This window comes from Kribbella sp. NPDC020701 (assembly GCF_055562215.1).
The window spans coordinates 89,608-110,177 of sequence record NZ_JBVHFT010000004.1; the positions used below are offsets into that span (position 1 = coordinate 89,608).

At 69.2% G+C, this 20,570-nt stretch carries 19 protein-coding genes, 1 tRNA gene, 1 pseudogene and 1 riboswitch; of the genes and pseudogenes, 17 read left to right on the top strand and 4 right to left on the bottom strand.

Annotation, left to right across the window (positions count from 1 at the left end; genetic code table 11):
• Positions 1-45 precede the first annotated feature (45 nt).
• Positions 46-2,874, top strand: a complete 2,829-nt coding sequence (locus ACZ3HV_RS10620; protein WP_465682992.1) for an ATP-binding protein — start codon at positions 46-48, stop codon at positions 2,872-2,874.
• 60 nt (positions 2,875-2,934) lie between these two features.
• Positions 2,935-3,279, top strand: a complete 345-nt coding sequence (locus ACZ3HV_RS10625; protein WP_465682994.1) for a hypothetical protein — start codon at positions 2,935-2,937, stop codon at positions 3,277-3,279.
• Between the two features lie 6 nt (positions 3,280-3,285).
• On the opposite strand, the gene ACZ3HV_RS10630 is transcribed toward ACZ3HV_RS10625, so the two are convergent.
• Both ACZ3HV_RS10630 and ACZ3HV_RS10635 read right to left on the bottom strand, forming a co-directional pair.
• The gene (locus ACZ3HV_RS10630; RefSeq protein ID WP_465682996.1) at positions 3,286-4,026 is read right to left on the bottom strand and encodes a phosphotransferase; all 741 of its coding nucleotides are present in this window, start codon (positions 4,024-4,026) and stop codon (positions 3,286-3,288) included.
• Positions 4,023-4,514: an NUDIX hydrolase gene (locus ACZ3HV_RS10635; protein WP_465683853.1), complete on the bottom strand. Its 492-nt coding sequence runs from the start codon at positions 4,512-4,514 to the stop codon at positions 4,023-4,025. The genes ACZ3HV_RS10630 and ACZ3HV_RS10635 overlap by 4 nt, the downstream gene beginning before the upstream one ends.
• An 82-nt stretch (positions 4,515-4,596) precedes the next feature.
• On the opposite strand from ACZ3HV_RS10635, the gene dop reads away from it, so the two are divergent.
• The 7 genes from dop (at position 4,597) to ACZ3HV_RS10670 (ending at position 11,478) form a co-directional block, all read left to right on the top strand.
• Positions 4,597-6,117 carry a depupylase/deamidase Dop gene (gene dop / locus ACZ3HV_RS10640; RefSeq protein ID WP_360360401.1) on the top strand — a complete coding sequence of 507 codons (1,521 nt, stop codon included), beginning with the start codon at positions 4,597-4,599 and terminating at the stop codon, positions 6,115-6,117.
• Positions 6,118-6,186: 69 nt separating this feature from the next.
• Positions 6,187-6,396, top strand: coding sequence for a ubiquitin-like protein Pup (locus tag ACZ3HV_RS10645; protein WP_344236069.1), 210 nt, complete (start codon positions 6,187-6,189; stop codon positions 6,394-6,396).
• A gap of 8 nt (positions 6,397-6,404) precedes the next feature.
• Entirely contained in the window at positions 6,405-7,247 is an 843-nt protein-coding gene (gene prcB, locus ACZ3HV_RS10650; RefSeq protein ID WP_465682999.1) for a proteasome subunit beta, read from the top strand.
• 36 nt (positions 7,248-7,283) lie between these two features.
• On the top strand, positions 7,284-8,135 hold the full coding sequence (prcA, locus tag ACZ3HV_RS10655) for a proteasome subunit alpha (RefSeq protein ID WP_465683001.1): 852 nt from the start codon (positions 7,284-7,286) through the stop codon (positions 8,133-8,135).
• A complete protein-coding gene (locus ACZ3HV_RS10660; RefSeq protein WP_465683003.1) occupies positions 8,132-8,758 on the top strand; it encodes an NUDIX hydrolase in 627 nt (208 codons plus the stop codon). Before prcA ends, ACZ3HV_RS10660 begins: the two co-directional genes overlap by 4 nt.
• Positions 8,755-10,518, top strand: a complete 1,764-nt coding sequence (locus ACZ3HV_RS10665) for a beta-N-acetylhexosaminidase family protein (RefSeq protein WP_465683005.1) — start codon at positions 8,755-8,757, stop codon at positions 10,516-10,518. Before ACZ3HV_RS10660 ends, ACZ3HV_RS10665 begins: the two co-directional genes overlap by 4 nt.
• Positions 10,519-10,607, top strand: a riboswitch (ZMP/ZTP riboswitch).
• 28 nt (positions 10,608-10,635) lie between these two features.
• Positions 10,636-11,478 (top strand): bifunctional 5,10-methylenetetrahydrofolate dehydrogenase/5,10-methenyltetrahydrofolate cyclohydrolase, encoded by an 843-nt coding sequence (locus tag ACZ3HV_RS10670; RefSeq protein ID WP_465683007.1) that lies wholly within the window; start codon positions 10,636-10,638, stop codon positions 11,476-11,478.
• Between the two features lies 1 nt (position 11,479).
• Here ACZ3HV_RS10670 and ACZ3HV_RS10675 read toward each other — a convergent pair whose 3' ends face one another.
• The gene (locus ACZ3HV_RS10675; RefSeq protein WP_465683009.1) at positions 11,480-12,355 is read right to left on the bottom strand and encodes a phytanoyl-CoA dioxygenase family protein; all 876 of its coding nucleotides are present in this window, start codon (positions 12,353-12,355) and stop codon (positions 11,480-11,482) included.
• A 98-nt stretch (positions 12,356-12,453) separates the two neighbouring features.
• On the opposite strand from ACZ3HV_RS10675, the gene ACZ3HV_RS10680 reads away from it, so the two are divergent.
• The 8 genes and pseudogenes from ACZ3HV_RS10680 to ACZ3HV_RS10715 all read left to right on the top strand — a co-directional run.
• Positions 12,454-13,038 carry a helix-turn-helix transcriptional regulator gene (locus ACZ3HV_RS10680; protein WP_465683011.1) on the top strand — a complete coding sequence of 195 codons (585 nt, stop codon included), beginning with the start codon at positions 12,454-12,456 and terminating at the stop codon, positions 13,036-13,038.
• An 84-nt stretch (positions 13,039-13,122) separates the two neighbouring features.
• A complete protein-coding gene (aroH, locus tag ACZ3HV_RS10685; RefSeq protein WP_360360380.1) occupies positions 13,123-13,491 on the top strand; it encodes a chorismate mutase in 369 nt (122 codons plus the stop codon).
• The gene (locus ACZ3HV_RS10690) at positions 13,488-14,552 is read left to right on the top strand and encodes a prephenate dehydrogenase (protein WP_465683014.1); all 1,065 of its coding nucleotides are present in this window, start codon (positions 13,488-13,490) and stop codon (positions 14,550-14,552) included. The genes aroH and ACZ3HV_RS10690 overlap by 4 nt, the downstream gene beginning before the upstream one ends.
• 51 nt (positions 14,553-14,603) lie before the next feature.
• On the top strand, positions 14,604-15,287 hold the full coding sequence (cmk, locus tag ACZ3HV_RS10695) for a (d)CMP kinase (RefSeq protein WP_465683016.1): 684 nt from the start codon (positions 14,604-14,606) through the stop codon (positions 15,285-15,287).
• Positions 15,277-16,005, top strand: coding sequence for a lysophospholipid acyltransferase family protein (locus ACZ3HV_RS10700; RefSeq protein WP_465683018.1), 729 nt, complete (start codon positions 15,277-15,279; stop codon positions 16,003-16,005). The genes cmk and ACZ3HV_RS10700 overlap by 11 nt, the downstream gene beginning before the upstream one ends.
• Positions 15,998-17,377, top strand: coding sequence for a ribosome biogenesis GTPase Der (gene der, locus ACZ3HV_RS10705; protein ID WP_360360368.1), 1,380 nt, complete (start codon positions 15,998-16,000; stop codon positions 17,375-17,377). Before ACZ3HV_RS10700 ends, der begins: the two co-directional genes overlap by 8 nt.
• A gap of 70 nt (positions 17,378-17,447) precedes the next feature.
• Positions 17,448-17,522: transfer RNA gene (locus tag ACZ3HV_RS10710), tRNA-Pro, on the top strand.
• 478 nt (positions 17,523-18,000) lie between these two features.
• Positions 18,001-18,261: pseudogene (locus ACZ3HV_RS10715) on the top strand (group I intron-associated PD-(D/E)XK endonuclease); the annotation flags it as partial.
• 123 nt (positions 18,262-18,384) lie between these two features.
• Here ACZ3HV_RS10715 and ACZ3HV_RS10720 read toward each other — a convergent pair.
• Complete coding sequence (locus tag ACZ3HV_RS10720; protein ID WP_465683019.1) at positions 18,385-20,559, bottom strand: MMPL family transporter; 2,175 nt, start codon at positions 20,557-20,559, stop codon at positions 18,385-18,387.
• Between the last annotated feature and the right edge of the window lie 11 nt (positions 20,560-20,570).

A 20,570-nucleotide genomic window follows, 5' to 3' on the forward strand; every position in this document is an offset into this window, starting at 1 on the left:
TACGGACACGTTCCGTGCCGGAGACAGCAGCGTGATACTGACCAGATGAAGGCTCGCGCGAGCGACGTGTTCGTCGGGCGCGCCCGTGAACTCGAGGCGCTCGAAGGCGTGCTGGGCGCCGCCCGGGCCGGCCGTGGCGGGAGCGTACTGATCGCTGGAGAAGCCGGCATCGGGAAGACCCGGCTGACGTCCGAACTGTCCGCCCGCGCCCGTGAGGCCGGCTTCGAGGTTCTGCTGGGCCGTTCGATCGACCTGGTCGGCACCGAGTTGCCGTACCAGCCGTTCGCGCAGGCTCTGCGCCCGGTCGGCGACCTCCCACGGGCGGACGGCCAGCAGTTCCGGGTCTTCGAGAACACCCTGGCTTTGCTCACGGGCCGGGCGGAGACCGCGCCGGTGCTGCTCGTCCTCGAAGACCTGCACTGGGCGGACCTGTCCACGCTGGATCTCGTCGTGTACCTCGCGCAGTACCTCCACGACCGGCCGGCGCTGCTGGTCGCGACGTACCGGGCGGACGAGCCGTCGTCGGCCGAGCGCATGCTCCGGCTCGCCAACGGAGTACGGCGTTCTGGATCCGCGCTGCTCGTGGACCTCGGGCCGCTCGACCGCGAGGACCTGGTCGCACTGGTCGCGGCGTACGACGCTCGGCCACGGACGGCAGCCGAGGCCGATGCCATCGTGGACCGGTCCGAGGGCAACCCGTTCTTCGCGCAGGAACTGATCGCCGCGGCCGGCGATGACGGTTTGCCGCGCGGGTTGCGTGAACTGTTGCTGCAACGGGTCAATCGGCTCGATCAGCAGGCCCGGACAGTGATCCGGATTGCCTCGGCCGCCGGCCGGGAGGTCGGATACTCGCTACTGCGAGCGGTCGCGGTGATGCCGGAGCAAGACGTCCGCGCAGCACTGCGGCAGGCGGTCGAGTACGGCGTACTGGTCGCCGAGCCGACTACCAGCAGCTTCCGATTCCGGCATGCACTGCTGGCGGAGGCGGTGTACGCGACCCTGCTGCCCGGCGAGCGCGAGGAGATCCACGAACACCTCGCAGCTGAGCTCGCACGCAGTGCAGCAGCAGGGCCTGCCGAGTTGGCGCCGCACTGGGCCGCCGCGGGGCGCAATGCGGAGGCCCTGGCGGCGTCGGTCGCCGCCGCCCGCGAGGCCTTGGCCGTGGCTGGTCTCGCCGAGGCTCTGGCTCAGCTGGAGCGGGCGATCTCGCTGTGGCCCGCGGTTGCGAACGCGTCGGTGCTCGCCGGAGCCGATCTGGGGAGCATCTTCTCCTGGGCCGCCCAGCTCGCCAGCGAGACCGGCGAAGCACCGCGGGCGGTCGAGCTCGCCCGGCGCGCGATCGATCTGGTCGGAGTCCGCGATCGGCGGCGTGCGGCCGTGCTACAGGTGGACCTGGGTGAATACCTCCACCAGATCGGCAGTGACGGGTCCGGACTCGCCGCGCTGGAGCGGGCGGTCGAACTCGTGCCGCCCGAGCCGTTGGCGGATCGGGCGTACGTGCTCGCCTCGCTGGCCGGCGGCCTGATGGTCGCCTGGCGCCATACCGAGTCCGCACCGCTGGCCGAGCAGGCATTGGCGCTCGCCCGTGCTGCCAGTGCCGGCGAGGCCATGGTTCGAGCCCTGACCGTCCGTGGTGCCGACCTCGTCTATCTGGGCAGGGCTGAGGCGGGCCTGGCCGATCTCGGCGAGGCGCTGCGGCTGGCCGAGGAGATCGGCGACCGGATCGGGCTGGAGCGGGTGTACGTCAATCTGACCGATGCCCTGATGATGCTGGGTCGGCTACGGGAGACCGTCCAGGTCGGCCGGCAAGGCCTGGAGGCGATCCACCGGTACGGCGTCGACAGCGCCGTACTGGTCTCGAATCTGATCGAGGCGCTGTTCGCCCTGGGTGAGTGGGACGAGGCTGACGCACTGAGCACCGCCACATTGCGGTCGATGGCGGCGAGCTACCCGTACATGCTGCTGATGCTCCGAGCCGATCTCGAGGTCGGCCGCGGCGAGTTCGACTCCGCCCGGGAGCACCTCGACGCCGCACTCGAGACACTCCGTCCGGACCGCGGGCTGGGCATCTATGACGTCTACTTGGCCGAACTCGCGTTGTGGGAGCGGCGGTGGGCCGACGCCGCGGACCACGTGAGCGCCGCACTGGAAGGGGTGGGCTCGACCGAGGGCCCCCAGCTTCGCGTGTGGTTCTGTGCCAAAGGACTGCGGGCGCAGGCAGAGCTTGCCGCGTTGGCCAGGACCCGACGTGACGCCGACGCCGAGCGGCACGCGCTCGACCGCGCGGACCAACTGATCGCAGTCGCCCGTCGCGCCGCTGAGGACGCCGCATTGGTGACGCCGACCAGCAATGCCTGGCTGGCGCTGGCCGAGGCCGAGTACGAGCGCGCCCGGGGCCTCGCCAGTCCTGAGCTGTGGGCCGACGCCGCAGACCGATGGGGAGAGCTGGACCGTGCACCGCTCGCTGCCTACAGTCTCTGGCGCCGGGCCGAGGCCTTGGTCATGGCCGGGGCGTCCCGGACGGAGGCGAGCACTCCGGCCGGTGCGGCGTACGACGTTGCGGTCCGGATCGGTGCGCAGCCATTGCGGCGAGAGCTCGAGTTGCTCGCCGAAGTCGCCCATCTGCGGCTCGCGACGCCGTCGGCCGAGGCTGAACGCGCCGACGGTCTTGATCTCGGCCTCACTGCACGCGAGGCCGAGGTGTTGACGCTCCTGTCCCGCGGCTGCACCGACCGTGAGATCGCGGCTGCGTTGGTGATCAGCGTCCGGACGGTCGGCGTCCATGTGTCGCACATCCTGCAGAAGCTCGGCGCGGCCAACCGGATCGAGGCCGCCGCGATCGCACACCGCGCAAGTGGACTCAGGTCCATCTGAAGGGTGTGACCGGGGTTTCCCCTGATTACGGGGGAGTGGGGGCGGGCTTAGCTTGCTGATATGGCGACGGATGAGGTGCGGAAGGACCTGCGGGCGGCGGTGGCCGCGCGGCAGGAGCTGGGGCCGGAGTACGAGGCTGAGATCATCGACGGCTTCCTGGAGAAGCTCGACGCGCGGGACGTCCAGCGCCGGGCCGGACTGTTGCCGGAGCCGGCCCGTCCGCGGCATCCGAGCCGTGAACAGGACCCGGGTGGCCTGGCGCTCGCGATCATCTCGGTCGTCGCCGCCATCCCGATCACCGCGATCGCCGCGGGCATGATCGGGCCGTTCGGCGTCGTCATCGGGTGGGCCGGCCTGGTCATGATCAACCTCGCCCGCGCCCTGGGTCGCCGCAACTATCGCTGACGGAGCTCAGAGCCTGGCCGGAATGTCGCTCAGTCCGCGTTCGACGTCGTCGGGGATGTCCAGCAGCAGTCCGCGGTGTGCGCCGTACCAGGGGGCCAGTCTGCACCAGTCGAGGGCGCGTTCGCGCAGCTCAGGGGTCGGTTCGTAGGCCTCCGCCACACCGTTGGCGATGGCGGGCGGAGCGTCGATGAGCGCCCACGCCAGGTCGAGCGCCGGGTCGCCGATCACTGCGTCCGTCCAGTCGATGATCCCGCTGATCCGGCCTGCCGTCACCAGGATGTGGTCGGGACCGAGGTCGCAGTGGATCAGCGCAGTTCGCACGCGCGCGACCCGGTCGAGCAGCTCGTTGGCCTTGCTCCGTACCTCGGCCGGCAGCAGCGGCATCACCTGAGCACGGCACTCCTCGAGAAACGCCGTCTTCTCCTGGTCGGCGGTCGCCGCATCCAGGGCGCCGTGCGCAACCGCGTCAGCCGGGTCCACGGCATGCAGAGTCTTGATGAAAGCGCCGAGCTCGCGGCCCATCGCCGTACCGCCGTCCTGCAGAGGGGAACCAGGCAGCATCAGATGCCGTACGCCGTCCTCTGTCGGCTCGGGGACGGGGACGGGCAGTGGGAGCTGTGGAGCGAGCCAGGGGAGCAGCGTGGCCTCCGCCAGCAGCCGGGGACGGACCTCAGCGCGTCGGGGTGAGCGGTGGATCCAGGGACCGTCGATCCAGGCGTGGCTGTCCCACCCCTCGATGATGGTCACACCAGGCTCCGGACCCAGGCTCCCAGCAGTCCGATCGCGTCGGGCATGAAGGACCAGGACGGGTCGTCCAGTCGCGCGACGAGCTCGGCCGGGGACATCCAGGCGCCCCACTCGACCTCTTCCGGCTGGTGCTTCACCGGGCCGTCCCAGACACACGTATACAGGTACGCGTGGTACGTCGTGTTGTCGTCGGCGTAGTCCCCCTCCGGCAGAGCAGTCAGCTCCACACCGGAGATCCCCAGCTCCTCGGCCAGCTCCCGCACGACGGCGTCGTACGGGTCCTCGCCGGCCGCGACGACCCCGCCGGCCGCGAAGTCGTACCGGCCCGGGTAGACGTCCTTGGTCGGCGTACGGCGGTGCACGTAGATGTCACCGGCCGGATTCCGGACGACCACTCCGGTAGCCGAGTGTCGCAGGTTGTCGCGGCGCATGACCGATCGCGGCCGCGACCCGATAACCACGTTGTCCTCGTCCAGAATCGCCACCATTTCGTCCACGCGGGAAGTTTCACACGTAACCCTGTGGACACAGCAACACCTTTAGTGGGGCGTACCGCGTAGGCTCGTTCGCATGAGTGTTCGGCGGATCATGGGGACCGAGACCGAGTTCGGCATCTCGGTTCCAGGCCAGCCCGGGGCGAACCCGATGCTGACCTCGAGCCAGGTGGTGAACGGCTATGCCCAGACGCAGCCGCTCGCGCGCAAGACCCGGTGGGACTTCGACGAGGAGCACCCGCTGCGGGACGCGCGCGGCTTCGACCTCAGCCGGGAGGTGGCCGATTCCAGCCAGCTCACCGACGAGGAGACCGGCCTGGCGAACGTGATCCTCACCAACGGCGCCCGGCTGTACGTCGACCACGCCCACCCGGAGTATTCCGCGCCCGAGACGACGAATCCGCGCGACGCCGTGGTCTGGGACAAGGCCGGCGAGCTGGTGATCATGGAAGGCGCCCGGCAGGCCCGCCAGATCCCCGGCGCCCCACAGCTGAACCTGTACAAGAACAACACCGACAACAAGGGCGCGTCGTACGGCTCGCACGAGAACTACCTGATGCGCCGCTCGACCCCGTTCGCGTCGATCGTGCGGCACCTGACGCCGTTCTTCGTGAGCCGTCAGGTGGTCACCGGCGCCGGCCGGGTCGGCATCGGCCAGGACGGCACCCAGCACGGCTTCCAGATCAGCCAGCGGGCCGACTACTTCGAGGTCGAGGTCGGGCTGGAGACGACCCTGAAACGCCCGATCATCAACACCCGTGACGAGCCGCACGCGAATCCGGACCGCTACCGCCGCCTGCACGTGATCATCGGCGACGCGAACCTCTCCGAGATCTCGACGTACCTGAAGGTCGGTACGACGTCGCTCGTGCTGGCGATGATCGAGGACGGCTGGCTGACCGACGACCTGGGCGTGGACCGCCCGGTCACCGCGCTGCACGAGGTCAGCCACGACCCGACGTGTACGCACCTGATGACGCTCAAGGACGGTCGCAAGCTGACCGCGGTCCAATTGCAGACGGAGTACCTGGAGCAGGCCCGCAAGTACGTCGAGGACAAGTACGGCGACGACGCGGACCGGCAGACCAAGGACGTGCTGCACCGCTGGGAGCAGGTGCTCGACCAGCTCGCCATCGACCCGATGAAGCTGTCGGACCAGCTCGACTGGGTCGCGAAGTACAAGCTGCTCCAGTCGTACCGTGACCGCGACGGCCTGGACTGGGACGACTCCAAGCTCCACCTGGTCGATCTGCAGTACGCCGACCTGCGCCCGGACAAGGGTCTTTACTACAAATTGGTGAAGGCCGGCCGGATGCTGCGCCTCGTCACCGACGAGGAGATCCGGATGGCGGTCTCGCACCCGCCGACCGACACCCGGGCGTACTTCCGCGGCCGCTGCATGCAGCAGTACGCGCCGCAGGTGGCGGCCGCCTCCTGGGACTCGGTGATCTTCGATCTGCCGGGCAAGGAGTCGTTGCAGCGGATCCCGACCCTGGACCCGCTGCGCGGCACGAAAGCGCATGTCGGGGCACTTCTTGACCAGTGCGACACCGCGAGTGACCTGGTTCGCACCATTACTGGGGGTGCCGCCGGGTAGGGTCGCTAGTACAGCAACGGAAGAGTCGGTTGGGCGTCTCTTCCACTGCGGTTCTAGGAGGTGTGTGCCATGGCGAAGGACGGCGGTCAGCAACACAAGCAGCCGAAGCGTTCGTCGACCGAGGAAGAGGTCGAGCAGGTCGAGGCGTCGGAAGACGTCCAGGAGCGCAAGGAGCGGCTCGACGACGACGTCGACTCGATCCTCGACGAGATCGACGAGGTGCTCGAGGAGAACGCCGAGGAGTTCGTCCGCGGATTCGTGCAAAAGGGTGGGGAGTGAACCGCTCGATGACTTTCGATGCCTCCGGCCGGCTGCCGGAAGCCTTCCTGACCCCAGGCGGCTCGTCGTTCATGGACTTCCTGGCCGGGCACGCGCCCGACCTGTTGCCCGGACGGCGCAGCCTGGGGCAGGCCGACTTTTCCTCCGAGGTCCCGCACGGTACGACGATCGTCGCGGCCACCTTCCCCGGTGGCGTCGTGATGGCCGGCGACCGGCGCGCCACGATGGGCAACGTGATCGCCCAGCGTGACATCGAGAAGGTGTTCCCCGCCGACGAGTATTCCGCGGTCGCGTTCGCGGGCACGGCCGGTTTCGGGATCGAGATGGTCCGGCTGTTCCAGGTCGAGCTCGAGCACTACGAGAAGCTCGAGGGCGCGACGCTGAGCCTGGACGGCAAGGCCAACCGGCTGAGCGCGCTGATCCGGGGCAACCTGGCGATGGCGTTGCAGGGCCTGGCCGTGGTGCCGCTGTTCGCGGGCTACGACCCGGACCTCAAGGGTGGCCGGATCTTCTCCTACGACCCGACCGGCGGGCGGTACGAGGAGACCCACTTCCACAGTGTCGGCTCGGGGTCGGTGTTCGCCCGTGGTGCGCTGAAGAAGCTCTACCACGAGGACGCGTCCGTGACGGACTGCGTCACGGCCGTGATCCAGTCCCTGATCGACGCCGCCGACGACGACTCGGCGACCGGCGGTCCGGACATGCTGCGGCGGATCTTCCCGGTGGTCGGTGTGGTCACCTCGGACGGCTACCAGCGGCTGCCGGAGGACGAGGTCGCCGCCATCGTGGACGCGGTCTGGGCCGAGCGGCACCGGCGTCCCGACGGCCCCGCCACGGCGTCATTGACCTGATCCCGATCGACTGACACATAGAGGACGACACCTTCGATGAGCGTTCCGTTCTACGTCTCGCCCGAGCAGCTGATGCGGGACCGGGCCGACTTCGCCCGCAAGGGCATCAGCAAGGGCCGCAGCGCGATCGCGCTGCAGTACGCCGACGGCATCCTGTTCGTCGCGGAGAACCGCTCGCCCGCGTTGCACAAGGTCGCCGAGATCTACGACCGGATGGCGTTCGCCGCCGTCGGCCGGTACAACGAGTTCGAGAACCTGCGGATCGCCGGCGTCCGGCTGGCCGACATGCGGGGGTACTCCTACGACCGGCGCGACGTCACCGGCCGGGCGCTGGCCAACGCGTACGCGCAGACCCTCGGCGCGATCTTCTCCTCCGGCGGTGAGAAGCCGCTCGAGGTGGAGATCCTGGTCGCCGAGATCGGCGCCAGCACGGCCGAGGACCAGATCTACCGGCTCACCTACGACGGCTCGATCGCGGACGTCCGCGGGTACGCCGTGATGGGCGGGCCGGCCGAGACGGTCGCGGACTATGTCGGCGAGCACTTCAAGGAGGGCATCTCGCTGGCCGGGGCGCTGCGGCTGGCCGTGGACGCGCTCGGCCACGACAGCGGCGAGGTCCGGCAGCTGACCTCGGACCAGATCGAGGTCGCCGTCCTGGACCGGACCCGGACGCAGGTGCGCAAGTTCAAGCGGATCTCCGAGGAGACCCTCGAACGCATCCTGTCCGAGTCCCGCCCGGACTCCGAGCCGGCCAAGCCGACCGAGGACGCCCCGGTGGCCGGGGAGACCACGACGGCCACGGCCGACGAGGCACCGGTCGTCCCGCCGGAGAACGACGCACCCGTCGCTCCACCGGAGGAGCCCGGTGGCGACAACCGGCCGCTGTGAGCAAGCAGATCGATGGCGCAGCCGCCGCGGACTCCGCGGCGGCTGCGCTGTCTCGTCCCGGTGACCCGCAGCCGTGGGAGTTGCTGGGAGAAGAGCCGGGGTTTCACCGGTTCCTGACCGTGAACCTGCGGCGCTACCGGATGCCGGACGGGCGCGAGGTCGAATGGGACGTGTTCGGCCCGAAGTCGGCGGACGGGATCACGTCGGGCATCACCGTGCTGCCGCTGACCCCCGACGGCCGCATCGTCACCATCCGGATGTTCCGCGCGGGACCCGACCGGATCGTCACGAACCTGCCCGGCGGTCTGGTCGAGCCGGGGGAGGACCCGGCGCTGGCCGGCGCCCGCGAGCTCGAGGAAGAGACCGGGTACACCTGCGAGTCGCTCGACCTGGTCGGCTGGCAGTGGTCGTCGGCGTCCTCGACCTATCGCAAGTACGTCGCGATCGCCCGCGGCTGCCGTCCGGACGGGAAGCAGGCGCTTGACGAGACCGAGGACTGCGTCCCGGTCGAGCTGACTGTGGATGCTTTCCGCGCTGAACTCCGGACACCGGGCGCGATGACGGGGATCGACGCGGCCTATCTCGCCCTCGATCATGCAGGGCTTCTCCAGGAGCAGTCATGACACCTGAGCCTCAGCAGACCACCCGCCGCGACGACGGGTTCGATCTCGGTGACACCGTCGCGCTTGTGCACGGCTCGGCCACCGATGCCGACGCCGAGCGCGTCGTCCGCGAGACGCTCACGAAGGCCGGCGTACGCACCATCTCCGACGGGCCGGCGGAGGTGACTGTCTGGCTCGGCGGGAGCGCGAGCACGCTCGAGCAGCTCGGTGTCGCGCCGGCCGGTTTGCTGCCGGCCGAGGGGTACGTCGTGGCCGTCGGCGCTCAGCAGGTCGTACTCGACGGGGTCGATGCCCGCGGCATCTATTACGCCGCGCAGACCTTCGCACAGCTTGTCCAGGGCAACCATGTGGACGGCGTCGAGATCCGCGACTGGCCGACAATGCGGTACCGGGGTTCGATCGAAGGCTTCTACGGTACGCCGTGGTCGCACGCGGACCGGCTCGATCACCTGGACTACCTCGGCGCGCACCGGATGAACACCTACGAGTACGCCCCGAAGGACGACCGGTACCACCGCGAGCAGTGGCGCGACCCGTACCCGGCGGACAAACTGGCCGAGCTCGGCGAGCTGATCGATCGCGCCCGGCGGAACAAGGTCGACTTCACCTTCGCGCTCTCGCCGGGCCTGTCGATGCGCTACACCGAGGAGGCCGACTTCCGGGCGTTGATCGCGAAGTTCGAGGCGCTGTACGCGCTGGGTGCGCGGGCGTTCAACGTGGCCCTGGACGACATCGAGTACGAGACATGGCACAGCGCCGACGACGAGGAGAAGTATGGCCCCGGCGGCGGTGGCGCCGGGCTGGCGCAGAGCGAGCTGCTGAACCGGATCCAGCGCGAGTGGGTCGAGACCAAGCCGGACCTCGCGCCGCTGCAGATGGTCCCGACCGAGTACTACAACGTCGACGAGACACCGTACAAGCAGGCGCTGCGGGAGCAGATGGACAGTGCGGTGGTCGTGCACTGGACCGGCATCGGCGTCGTACCGGAGGCGATCACCAGCGCCCAGGCGGCTGAGGCGAAGGCGGTGTTCGGGCACGACATCCTGATCTGGGACAACTACCCGGTCAACGACTACGCGGCCGGGCGGATCCTGCTCGCGGCGTACAGCGGCCGCGAGCCGGGCCTCGCGGACCACGTCGTCGGCGTGATCTCGAACCCGATGAACCAGGCCGGGGCCAGCAAGCTCGCCCTCTACTCGTTCGCGGAGTTCGGCTGGAACCCTGCGACGTACGACGAGCAGGCGTCCTGGCACCGCGCGATCGCGGAAACGGCCGGGGGAGACGCCGAGACGATCGCGGCGCTCGAGATCTTCGCCGACCTCACCACCTACGACGGGAAGCTTCATCTCGCGAACGCCCCGGCGCTGACCGCGAAGACCGCCGCGTTCTGGCGGACCTGGGATGCGGGTGACCTGGCCGGCGCGATCGCGGACCTCGAGCCGTACTTCGAAGCGATCGAGAACGCACCGGGTCAGATTCGCCAGGGCGTGATCGACCCGGCGTTCGCCGACGAGGCGGATGCCTGGCTCGACGCGGCCTTCTACTGGGGTCAGGCGCTGCGCCAGGCCCTTCGCGTCCTCGAAGCCGGCGCCGAAGGTAATAGCTCGGACGTCGCCACCGGCCGGGACCAGATCAACCACCTGGTCACGCAGGCCGAGGAGATCCGTGACATCCGGCTCCCGCACTCCAAGACCCACCCACGCATCGGCGACGGCGTTGCCGACACCTTCATCAGCCGGGTGACCGACTCGGTATCCTGAGCGATGGACCGCGACTGGCGTTGAGGTGGAAGACCACCGGGGAACGGTCTGCCGGAGATCCGGCTGCGCCGCGCGCCTGGGCATCTGACCTGTAGTCGACGCCCGAAGGAGCGCGCCATGACCGCCGAACTGATGATCGGGACCGACATCGCCGCCGAGATGGTGGCGAAGGCGGCCGAGCGAGCCCGCGAACTGCGGGAGCGGACGGGCGTGCAGCCGTGTCTGGCGACCGTACTGGTGGGGGACGACCCCGCGTCGGCGACGTACGTGCGGATGAAGCAGAACCGGTCGAAGAAGGCCGGGATCGCGTCCCGGAGCGTCGTACTGCCCGCGGAGACGACGACCGAGGAGTTGGTCGCCGAGGTGACCAAGCTGTCCCAGGACCCCGAGGTGCACGGGATCCTGCTGCAGCACCCGGTGCCGGCGCAGATCGACGAGCGGGCCGCGTTCGAGGCGATCGACCCGGGCAAGGACGTCGACGGCGTGACGATGCGGTCGTTCGCCGCGATGGCGTTCGGCGATCCCGGGTTCCGGTCCGCGACGCCGGGCGGGATCATGCGCCTGCTCGAGGCGTACGACGTGCCGATCGCCGGAGCACACGCCGTCGTCATCGGCCGCAGCCCGATCCTGGGCAAGCCGGTCGGGATGTTGCTGCTGGCATCGAATGCGACCGTCACCTACACGCACTCGCGGACCACGGACCTGCCGGACATCGTCCGGACCGCGGACATCGTGATCGCCGCGGTCGGCAAGCCGAACTTCGTCCGCGGTGACTGGCTCAAGCCGGGCGCGGTCGTGGTCGACGCGGGGTACAACGAGGGCAACGTCGGTGACGTCCACTTCGAGGAGGCGGCCCAGGTCGCCCGCCTGATCACGCCGGTTCCGGGCGGTGTCGGGCCGATGACGATCGCGCTGCTGCTGGAGCAGGCCGTCGACGCCGCTGAGGCTCAGGCGGGCTGAGTCAGCGGTCGCACCCGCCGTCCTTGTCCCGGCGGGAATGCGGCCGGGCAAGATCGTCGATGCCCTTGTACGCGTACGGATCGCTCCCGGCCACCATCACGATGTCGCGGTAGTCGTGCTTGCCGACATGGACTCCGGATGGCACGGACTGCCAGGGGAGGAGCGACTCCGCGCTCATGTAATGGTTGGCGAGCGCCCGGCGGAGTCCGTGCCGGCCGGTGTTCGGCAATGATCGGTGCAGCAGGTAGCCGTTGAAGATCACCGCCGAACCCGCGGGCACCTCGACCGGGACCGCATCGCCGTCGGTGTACGGGAAGTCGAACGCCTCCACCGTGCAATCGAAGCGGAGATCGTCCTGCTCCCGGTCGGGATAGATGACCCCGCGACGGTGGGAGCCCGGCAGAACCCACAGGCAGCCGTTCTCCACGGTGGCATCGTCGAGCGCGATCCACACCGCGGTCAGCGAGCGATCCCTGGTCGGGATGAAGAACTCGTCCTGGTGCCACGCCTGGCCCGGCTTCCCCTCGGGCTTGATGAACAGCATCGACTGCATGGCCTTGACGTTCGGCCCGATCACCGCGGTCAGCGCCGCGACCACCCGTGGTGCCCGCAACGCCGCGAGCGCCACGTCGGACACCTTGTGCGGCTGGTGGATGCACAGGTACTGGCGCAGGACGTCCTCGGCCGGCTCGGCGGCCGGACCGCCGTCGATGACGCCGAGGTCACCACGGCACAGGGCCTCGGCCGCGGAATGGAGCGCGGTGACCTGGTCGGCCGACAAGGCCTGATCCAGGACGATGAAGCCGTCCCGCCGGAACGACCCGACCAACTCGTCGGTGACCTCGGCGAAGCTGGGTACGGCGGCGACAGGCTGCATCTGATGCTCCATCCGGCTTTAGCGGCGTTGACCGGCTAACGGTCTCAGGGCCCGGCAGGCCCGGCCAATGCCGCTGGCTCGCGCATTACTATCTGTTCGTGACGTCGCGACCGTCGGTGATCAGCGTGAACTCCGTGGTCCAGGTCGCGGACTACGCGCCCGGGGCAACCTATGGGCCCACGCTGCCGGTCAGGGGACACAGCGACCGGTTGGTGGCGACGATGCTGGAGGTCTTCGTCAGCGCTCCAGCCGGCCAGTCGAGCGAGGAGATGCCGGATGCAGTCCGGCGCTTGGTCGAGCATGTCGCGGCGGTGTGGGCCAGGAGTGGCCCGCGGATCATCTCCGTCCCGGAGCTGGCCGCCGCGGCGAACCTGTCGGCGGGACATCTGCACCGGCTCTTCCGGGAGCGGTACGGCCGCGGACCGGCGTACGTCCTGGATCTGATCCGGTTGGCCCGAGCTGCGACCGCACTCCTGCGCAACAACGCGACGATCGCGGAGATCGCATCGGACGGCGGCTACAGCAACCCGTATCACTTCTCCCGCCGCTTCTCCCTCGCGTACGGTCAGCCGCCGGGAACGTCCCGGCGTCGCCGGCAACTGTCGGATCCGCTCGCACCGGTCCGGGAGGCCGGGCTGCTTCCGGTGGCCCGGAGGCTGCTCGAGGCGGCCCGGCGCGGCTGACGCGATGGCACCATCCGAGACGGCTGTCCACGCTCTGACTACCCTGCCCTAGGGTTGGAGACAGACGACTAAGGAGGCGGGCACGTGGCGGTACGGGCGATCCGGGGTGCCACCCAGCTCGACGTGGACGAGCGCGAGCATCTGCTCGAGCGGTCCGCGGAGCTGGTGAAGGCGGTCCTGGAGGCGAACGATCTGGAGAGCGAGGATCTGATCAGCATCCTGTTCACCGTCACGCCGGACCTGCACTCGGAGTTTCCGGCCGTAGCCGGCCGGCAGATCGGGCTGACCGACGTACCGCTGATGTGCATGCAGGAGATCGCCGTGCCGCACGCGCTGCCGCGAGTGGTCCGCCTCATGGTGCACACCGAAACCCCGCGGTCCCGCGAGAAGATCCAGCACGTCTACCTCCACGGCGCGGTAGCTCTCCGTCCCGACCTGACAGGCGCCCAGTGAGTGAGCTCCGTGGCCCGGTGCGGATCGTCGGTACCGGATTGATCGGTACGTCGATCGGCCTGGCGCTGGCGCGGTTGGGAGTCGTGGTCGAACTTGTCGACGCCGACCCGGACAACGCGCTGATGGCCGAGCGGATCGGCGCGGGGTCGCGGCTGGTCCAGATCGAGCCGCAACTCGTCGTGGTCGCCGTACCGCCGGATCATGTCGGCGCGGTGATCGCCGAGCAGCTCGAGCAGACCGACGCGGTCGTCACCGACGCCGCGAGCGTGAAGTCCAAGCCGCTCGCCGACGCGCGCAAGCTCACCGGCGACCTCAGCCGGTACGTCGGCAGTCACCCGATGGCAGGCTCCGAGCGGAACGGCCCACTCGCCGGCCGCGCGGACCTGTTCGACGGCGCGACCTGGGCGATCACCCCGCACGAGACGAGCGCACCCGAGGCGGTCGAGCTGGTCCGGCGGCTGGCCGAGGCCGCCGGGGCGCGGACGGTCGAGCTGTCGGTCGAGGACCACGACCTCGGTGTCGCGCGAGTGTCGCACCTGCCGCACCTGATGTCGGCGCTCGCCGCCGGCACGCTGGCCGACGCGCCGAGCTCCCACCTGCAGCTGTCCGGCCAGGGCGTCCGGGACGTGACCCGGATCGCGGCCGGCGACCCGAAGCTGTGGACCCAGATCGTGTCCGCGAACTCGACCGCCCTGACCGGTCTGCTGGAGCAGATCCGCGGTGAGCTCGATCGGCTACTCGTTGCCTTGGGCAAGGAAGAGGCGGCCGAGGAACTCACCTCGATCCTCGGGCTGGGGGTGTCGGGCGCGGTCCGGGTGCCGGGCAAGCACGGTACGCCGCACATCGATCTGGTCACTGTTCTGGTGACGATCCCCGACCGGCCGGGGCAGCTGGCCCGGTTGTTCGCCGACGCGGCCGAATCCGGGGCGAACGTCGAGGACCTGCGGATCGACCACAGCCCGGGTCGTCCGGTCGGTGAGGTCGAGCTGGCGGTGAAGCCGGGATCGGTCGACCAACTGGTCGACGTACTGACCGAGCGCGGGTGGGTCGTGCACCGCTGAGGTTCGCATACCGTGCCTGAGTTGTCCCCGGGCACAGGTAATCTTCGGGGCATGATCATCGCTGTGGACGGCCCGAGCGGCTCCGGCAAGTCGAGCACCGCCCGAGGCGTCGCCAGCCGGCTGGGGCTGCGCTACCTGGATACCGGAGCGACCTACCGGGCGGTGACCTGGTCGGCGCTCGAGCACGGCCTCGACCTGGACGACACCGCGGCGGTCGCGCAGCGGTCCCGGGAGCTGCGGCTGGAGATCAGCACCGACCCGGAGCGGCAGTTCGTGATCGCCGACGGGACCGACGTGACGGTCGCTATCCGGGAGCCGCGGATCAGCGAGGCGGTCTCCAAGATCGCCACCAACCTGGACGTCCGCGCGGACCTGATCCCGCGGCAGCGCGCGATCATCGACGCCGCCCAGCCGACCGGCGGGATCGTGGTCGAGGGCCGCGACATCGCGACCGTGGTCGCCACCGACTCCGAGCTCAAGGTGCTGCTCACCGCCGACACCGACGCCCGGTTGGCGCGCCGCGGCGCCGAGCTGGCCACCGGGTCGGTGACCGCCGAGCAGCTCCGCGACCAGATCGTCCGCCGGGATGCCGACGACGCGACCGTCTCGGAGTTCCTGGTCGCGTCCGACGGAGCGGTCACCATCGACTCGACACATCTCTCCCTCGAGGAGGTCATCGACGTGATCAGCCGACTCGCGAAGGAGGCCGAGGCGACCAGGATTCATGACAGCTGAACTGACCGGGCACCTGGAGCTGCCTCGCACCGACGATCTGCCCCGGCTGCCCTACCGGCTCGCGGTACCGGCCCGCTGGGTCGCCAAACCGTACTTCCATCGCAAATACCGGCTCACCGTCCACAACCAGGATCTGTTCCCGCGGACCGGTCCGGTGCTGATGACGCCGAACCATCTGAGCCTGCTGGACGGCCCGTTGCTCGGCGCGATCGCGCCCCGGATGCTGCACCAGCTCGGCAAGATCGAGGCGTTCGGCGGTCTCCAGGGCAAGGTCCTGCGGCGGTTCGGCCAGATCCCTGTCGACCGGTCGTCGTACGACGTCCTCGCGATCCGGCAGTCGATCAAGGTGCTCCGCGACGGCCGGGTGCTGAACATCTACCCGGAGGGCACCCGCGGCGCCGGCGACTTCGGCCGGATCCGGGTCGGAGTGGGCTATCTGGCCATGGTCACGGGTGCGCCGATCCTGCCGGTGGCCCTGCTCGGGACCAGGCTGACGCACGGTGACGTGGAGCGCTTTCCGCCCGCGGGGAGCCGGGTGGACGTGGTCTATGGCGAGCCTTTCACGATCGACCGCGTACCCTTTCCCAGGAGGCATTCCGACGTACGCGCGGTTGCCGACCAGATCGGCGACGTGTTGCGGGCCCATGTGAGGGCGGCCGTCGCAGCCACCGGCCACCCCCTCCCGGGCGGACCAGACAAGAAGGACCCTGATGACTGACCTGCCCACCGGCTACGACTTCGCCGAGCCTACGCACGACCGGGAAGACACCGGCCCGCTGCCGGTGCTCGCGATCGTCGGCCGGCCGAACGTGGGCAAGTCCACGCTGGTGAACCGCATCATCGGCCGCCGCGAGGCGGTCGTCGAGGACACGCCGGGCGTCACCCGCGACCGCGTGTCGTACGACGCCAACTGGGCGGGCCGCGGCTTCACGGTCGTCGACACCGGCGGGTGGGACCCGGACGCGGTGGGCATGGCGGCCCTGGTCGCCGCCCAGGCCGAGGTCGCGATCAACGCGGCCGACGCGGTCCTTTTCGTGGTCGACGCCACCGTCGGCATCACGGATGCGGATGAGGCGGTCGTGCGCGTGCTGCGGAAGTCGGGCAAGCCCGTCGTGCTGGCGGCGAACAAGGTCGACGACCAGCGGGTCGAGGCCGAGGCGATGAACCTGTGGAGTCTCGGCATCGGCGAGCCGTTCCCGGTATCCGCGATGCACGGCCGCGGCACCGGCGACATGCTGGACGCCGTCCTGGCGGCGCTGCCCGAGGCGCCGCCCGAGCGTGATCCCGAGTCCGGTGGACCGCGCCGCGTCGCCATCGTCGGCAAGCCGAACGTCGGCAAGTCGTCCCTGTTGAACAAGGTCGCCAAGGAGGACCGCGTCGTGGTCAGCGACGTCGCGGGTACGACGGTGGACCCGGTCGACGAGCTGATCACGCTCGGCGGCAAGGAGTGGCGGTTCATCGACACCGCCGGCATCCGGCGCAAGGTGAAGAACGCGCAGGGACACGAGTACTACGCCTCCCTGCGGACCAACGCCGCGATCGAGCGGGCCGAGGTCGTGGTGGTCGTGATCGACGCCTCGGAGACGATGACCGAGCAGGACCTGCGGATCATGAGCGCGGTCGAGGAGGCCGGCAAGGCGCTCGTGATCGCGTACAACAAGTGGGACCTGGTCGACGAGGACCGGCGGTACTACCTGGAGCGCGAGATCGACCGCGACCTGGTGCAGTTCCGGTGGGCGCCGCGGGTGAACATCAGCGCGCTGACCGGCCGCCACATGGAGAAGCTGGTGCCCGCCGTCGAAGCGGCGCTGGACGGCTGGCAGACCCGTGTCCCGACCGGCCAGCTGAACGCGTTCCTTGGCCGGCTGGTGGCCGCGCATCCGCACCCGGTCCGCTCCGGCAAGCAGCCGAAGATCCTGTTCGGCACCCAGGCGACCACGATGCCGCCGACCTTCGCGATCTTCACCTCCGGCCAGATCGAGGCGTCGTACCAGCGCTTCATCGAACGCCGCCTCCGCGAAGACTTCGGCTTCGTCGGCAGCCCCGTCCACGTCCAGATCAGAGCCCGCCAAAAGAACAAGAAACGCTGACCCGACCCGGTAAGAACCACCTTCTCGGATGAGGTAAGGTTTACCCCGGCTCGCTCCTCGGGGCGGGTTCCGGGCTGTAGCGTAGTTTGGTTAACGCGCCGGTCTGGGGGACCGGAGAGCCCGAGTTCAAATCTCGGCAGCCCGACCGGATGAGGGGCACCGACTTGTCGGTGCCCCTCATTACGTTTGACCCCATGGCAGCAACAAGGGACAAGCGAACCTGGAACGATGCTCAACTGCGACAGGCGGTCGCGGACAGTCAATCCTGGCGTGCCGTTGCCCGCGCGCTGGGATTGAAGGCGACTTCCGCGGGCGTGATCCGGACGGTGAAGCGGCATGCGGACCGACTCGGCCTCGACACATTGCACTTCACCGGCCAACGTCGGTGGTCAGACAGCCAGTTGCGGCAGGTCATGCTCGGGGCGACCTGCTGGGCCGATGTACTCACTGGTCTCGGCGTGATCGACAACGGTGAGAACCGGGTTCGTGTGAAGGGCCATTCTGCACGGTTGGGTTTGGACTGCACGCACCTGAAGACCCCGCAAGCCTCGTTGACAGCTGGTGAGGTGTTCGATCAGCCTTTCCGGCCAGAGATGCTCCGCTATGCGGCTTCGGCAGTAGCGATGGCCTGGTTCAGCTTGCGTGGCTGTGCAGTCGCACTGCCGACCGAGCCGCAGGAGTACGACCTGCTGGTGACGACAGCCAAGGGCATTCAGCGGGTGCAGGTGAAGACATGCGGGTCCCGTAATGGCAAGGGACGTTGGCATGTGGGCGTGGGACGACGGCCCTACGTGCTCGACAAGTCAGCCGGAAAGATGCCATATGACCCTGACTCGCTCGACTTGTTCTTCATCGTGCTCGGTGACGGCAGTATCTACGTCATCCCGAGTGCTGTCCTGGCCGGGCGCGTTGCCATCGATGCGGAGAACTACGTGTCGTACCGGGTGGGTGATGCGTCGAGCCTGCTTCGTGGGGCACCAGCAGGCGCTGAAGCCCCACGCGTCGCGTCAGTGCACGCTCGCGAGTTCCTTGGCCTCCGGCCCCTCGTCGACGCGCAGGTTTTCGCCTTCGATGTCTACCTTGGGGGTTATGCGGTCGAGCCACTTCGGGAACCACCAGGCTCGGTCGCCTAGGAGAGACAACACCGCCGGTACGAGGGTCATGCGGACGACGAAGGCGTCGATCAGGACGCCGATGGTGAGGCCGAAGCCGATCGCCTTGATGATCGGGTCGTGGACCATGATGAAGCCGGCGAACACCGACGCCATGATGAGTGCAGCCGCCGTCACCACGCGGGCGCCGTGGCCGAGACCCTCGATGGTTGCCTCGGTCGCGTGCTTGCCGTGCACGAACTCCTCACGGACCCGGGACACGATGAACACCTCGTAGTCCATCGCCAGCCCGAACAGCACGCCCAGCATGATGATCGGCAGGAAGCTGACCAGCGGACCAGGCGAGTCCACCCCGAGCAGACCCGCACCCCAGCCCAGCTGGAACACGGCGACCGTGATGCCGAACGTCGCGCCAACTGTGAGCACGAACCCGAGCGTCGCCTTCAACGGCACCAGCAGCGACCGGAACGCCAGCAGCAACAGCAGGAACGACAACCCGATGACAACCAGCAGGTACGTCGGTAGCGCGTCGGACAACTTGTTGGACACATCGACGCCGACCGCGGTGTTGCCGGTCACCGAGATGCTCGCGTCGCCGGTGGCGAGCGGCTGCACCTCGGACCGCAGGTTCTTCACCAGCGCCGAGGTCTCCTCCGTCGCCGGTCGGCTCTTGGGGATCACCTGTAGCAGCCGGGTCGTACCGTCCGCGCTGGCCGGCCCGGGTTGGGCCGCTACGACATCCTTGAGGCCTTGCGACTTCGCGAGTACCTGCTTGACCAGCGTGTCGGAGGTCGCCGGGTTGTCGCTCTTCACCACGACGACGAGCGGACCGTTGGCGCCCGGCCCGAAGGCGGCGGCGGTGAGGTCGTAGGCGACCTGCTGGTTCGTGCCGGCCGCGGCCGAGGCGCCGTCGGGCAGCGCGAGCTGCATGTCCTTGACCGGGATCGCCAGCAGCCCGAGCCCGATGATGCCGAGGGCAACGATCGGGACGCGGAACCGCGTGACGAACCGTCCCCAGCGGAATCCGAAGCCTTCCTTGACCGGCGCTGCCGTCGGAGCCTTGCGGATCTTGCGGGGGAGGATCCGGTTCCCGACGAACCCGAGCATGGCCGGCAGCAACGTGAGCGCGACGAGGACTGCTGTGAGTACGGTCGCGGCGGCCGCGAAGCCCATCGCGGTCAGGAACGGTACGCCGACCACGCTCAGCCCGGCCAGCGCGATCACGACAGTCGCGCCGGCGAACAACACGGCAGACCCTGCGGTCGCCGTCGAGCGACCGACCGACTCCCCCGGATCCATGCCCTCGGCAAGCTGACTGCGGTGCCGCGAGCTGATGAACAACGCGTAGTCGATCCCGACCGCGAGACCCAGCATCAACGCCAGGATCGGCGCGGTCGACGACACATCCACGAAGGCGGTGACCAGGAACAGCCCGGCCATGCCCGCGAGTACGCCGAGCAGCGCGGTCAGCAACGTCATCCCGGCCGCGACCAGTGACCCGAACGTGACGACCAGGACGACGGCCGCGACCGCGACCCCGATCACCTCGGTGGCGCCGACCTCGGGTACGCCGCCGACCACCTGGCCGCCGGGGACCACTTGGAGATCACCGGAGCTCAGTCCGCTGAGTGCGTCGTACGCCTTGGTGCTGTCCTTGGCGAGCTCGTCGGCGGGCTTGGCGAACTGGACGCTGATCAGGCCCGTCTTGCCGTCCGGGCTGATCGCTTTGCTGGTGAACGGATCGATCGCAGCGATCACCTCGGGCACCTTCGCGGCCCGGGCCACGGTCGCGCCGACGGCGGCCTTGACGGTCGGATCGGTGAGCGTCTTGCCGTCAGGCGCCTTCACCACAACGGACGCCGAGGCGCCGCTGGCCGCGGGCAGCTCCTGCGTGAGAGCGTCCAGCGCGCGCTGCGACTCGGTGCCGGGGATGGAGAAGGTGTTCGTGGTCTTGCCGCCGAGCGTCAGCGCACCGACGCCCAGCAGCACGAGGAACAACGCCCAGACCGCGGCGACGAGGCGCCGGCGCTGGTAGGAGAACCGGCCGAGCCGGTACAGCAGAGTGGCCATCGGGAAGTGCG

What these genes read in the sequence shown, in the direction of transcription:
- prcA (WP_465683001.1), top strand. Translation starts at nt 7,284, where the DNA reads ATGAGCGTTCCGTTCTACGTCTCGCCCGAGCAGCTGATGCGGGACCGG.
- ACZ3HV_RS10625 (WP_465682994.1), top strand. Translation starts at nt 2,935, where the DNA reads ATGGCGACGGATGAGGTGCGGAAGGACCTGCGGGCGGCGGTGGCCGCG.
- ACZ3HV_RS10665 (WP_465683005.1), top strand. Translation starts at nt 8,755, where the DNA reads ATGACACCTGAGCCTCAGCAGACCACCCGCCGCGACGACGGGTTCGAT.
- ACZ3HV_RS10670 (WP_465683007.1), top strand. Translation starts at nt 10,636, where the DNA reads ATGACCGCCGAACTGATGATCGGGACCGACATCGCCGCCGAGATGGTG.
- cmk (WP_465683016.1), top strand. Translation starts at nt 14,604, where the DNA reads ATGATCATCGCTGTGGACGGCCCGAGCGGCTCCGGCAAGTCGAGCACC.
- ACZ3HV_RS10620 (WP_465682992.1), top strand. Translation starts at nt 46, where the DNA reads ATGAAGGCTCGCGCGAGCGACGTGTTCGTCGGGCGCGCCCGTGAACTC.
- prcB (WP_465682999.1), top strand. Translation starts at nt 6,405, where the DNA reads ATGACTTTCGATGCCTCCGGCCGGCTGCCGGAAGCCTTCCTGACCCCA.
- ACZ3HV_RS10635 (WP_465683853.1), bottom strand. Translation starts at nt 4,514, where the DNA reads ATGGTGGCGATTCTGGACGAGGACAACGTGGTTATCGGGTCGCGGCCG.
- ACZ3HV_RS10720 (WP_465683019.1), bottom strand. Translation starts at nt 20,559, where the DNA reads ATGGCCACTCTGCTGTACCGGCTCGGCCGGTTCTCCTACCAGCGCCGG.
- ACZ3HV_RS10700 (WP_465683018.1), top strand. Translation starts at nt 15,277, where the DNA reads ATGACAGCTGAACTGACCGGGCACCTGGAGCTGCCTCGCACCGACGAT.
- der (WP_360360368.1), top strand. Translation starts at nt 15,998, where the DNA reads ATGACTGACCTGCCCACCGGCTACGACTTCGCCGAGCCTACGCACGAC.
- ACZ3HV_RS10645 (WP_344236069.1), top strand. Translation starts at nt 6,187, where the DNA reads ATGGCGAAGGACGGCGGTCAGCAACACAAGCAGCCGAAGCGTTCGTCG.
- ACZ3HV_RS10675 (WP_465683009.1), bottom strand. Translation starts at nt 12,355, where the DNA reads ATGCAGCCTGTCGCCGCCGTACCCAGCTTCGCCGAGGTCACCGACGAG.
- dop (WP_360360401.1), top strand. Translation starts at nt 4,597, where the DNA reads ATGAGTGTTCGGCGGATCATGGGGACCGAGACCGAGTTCGGCATCTCG.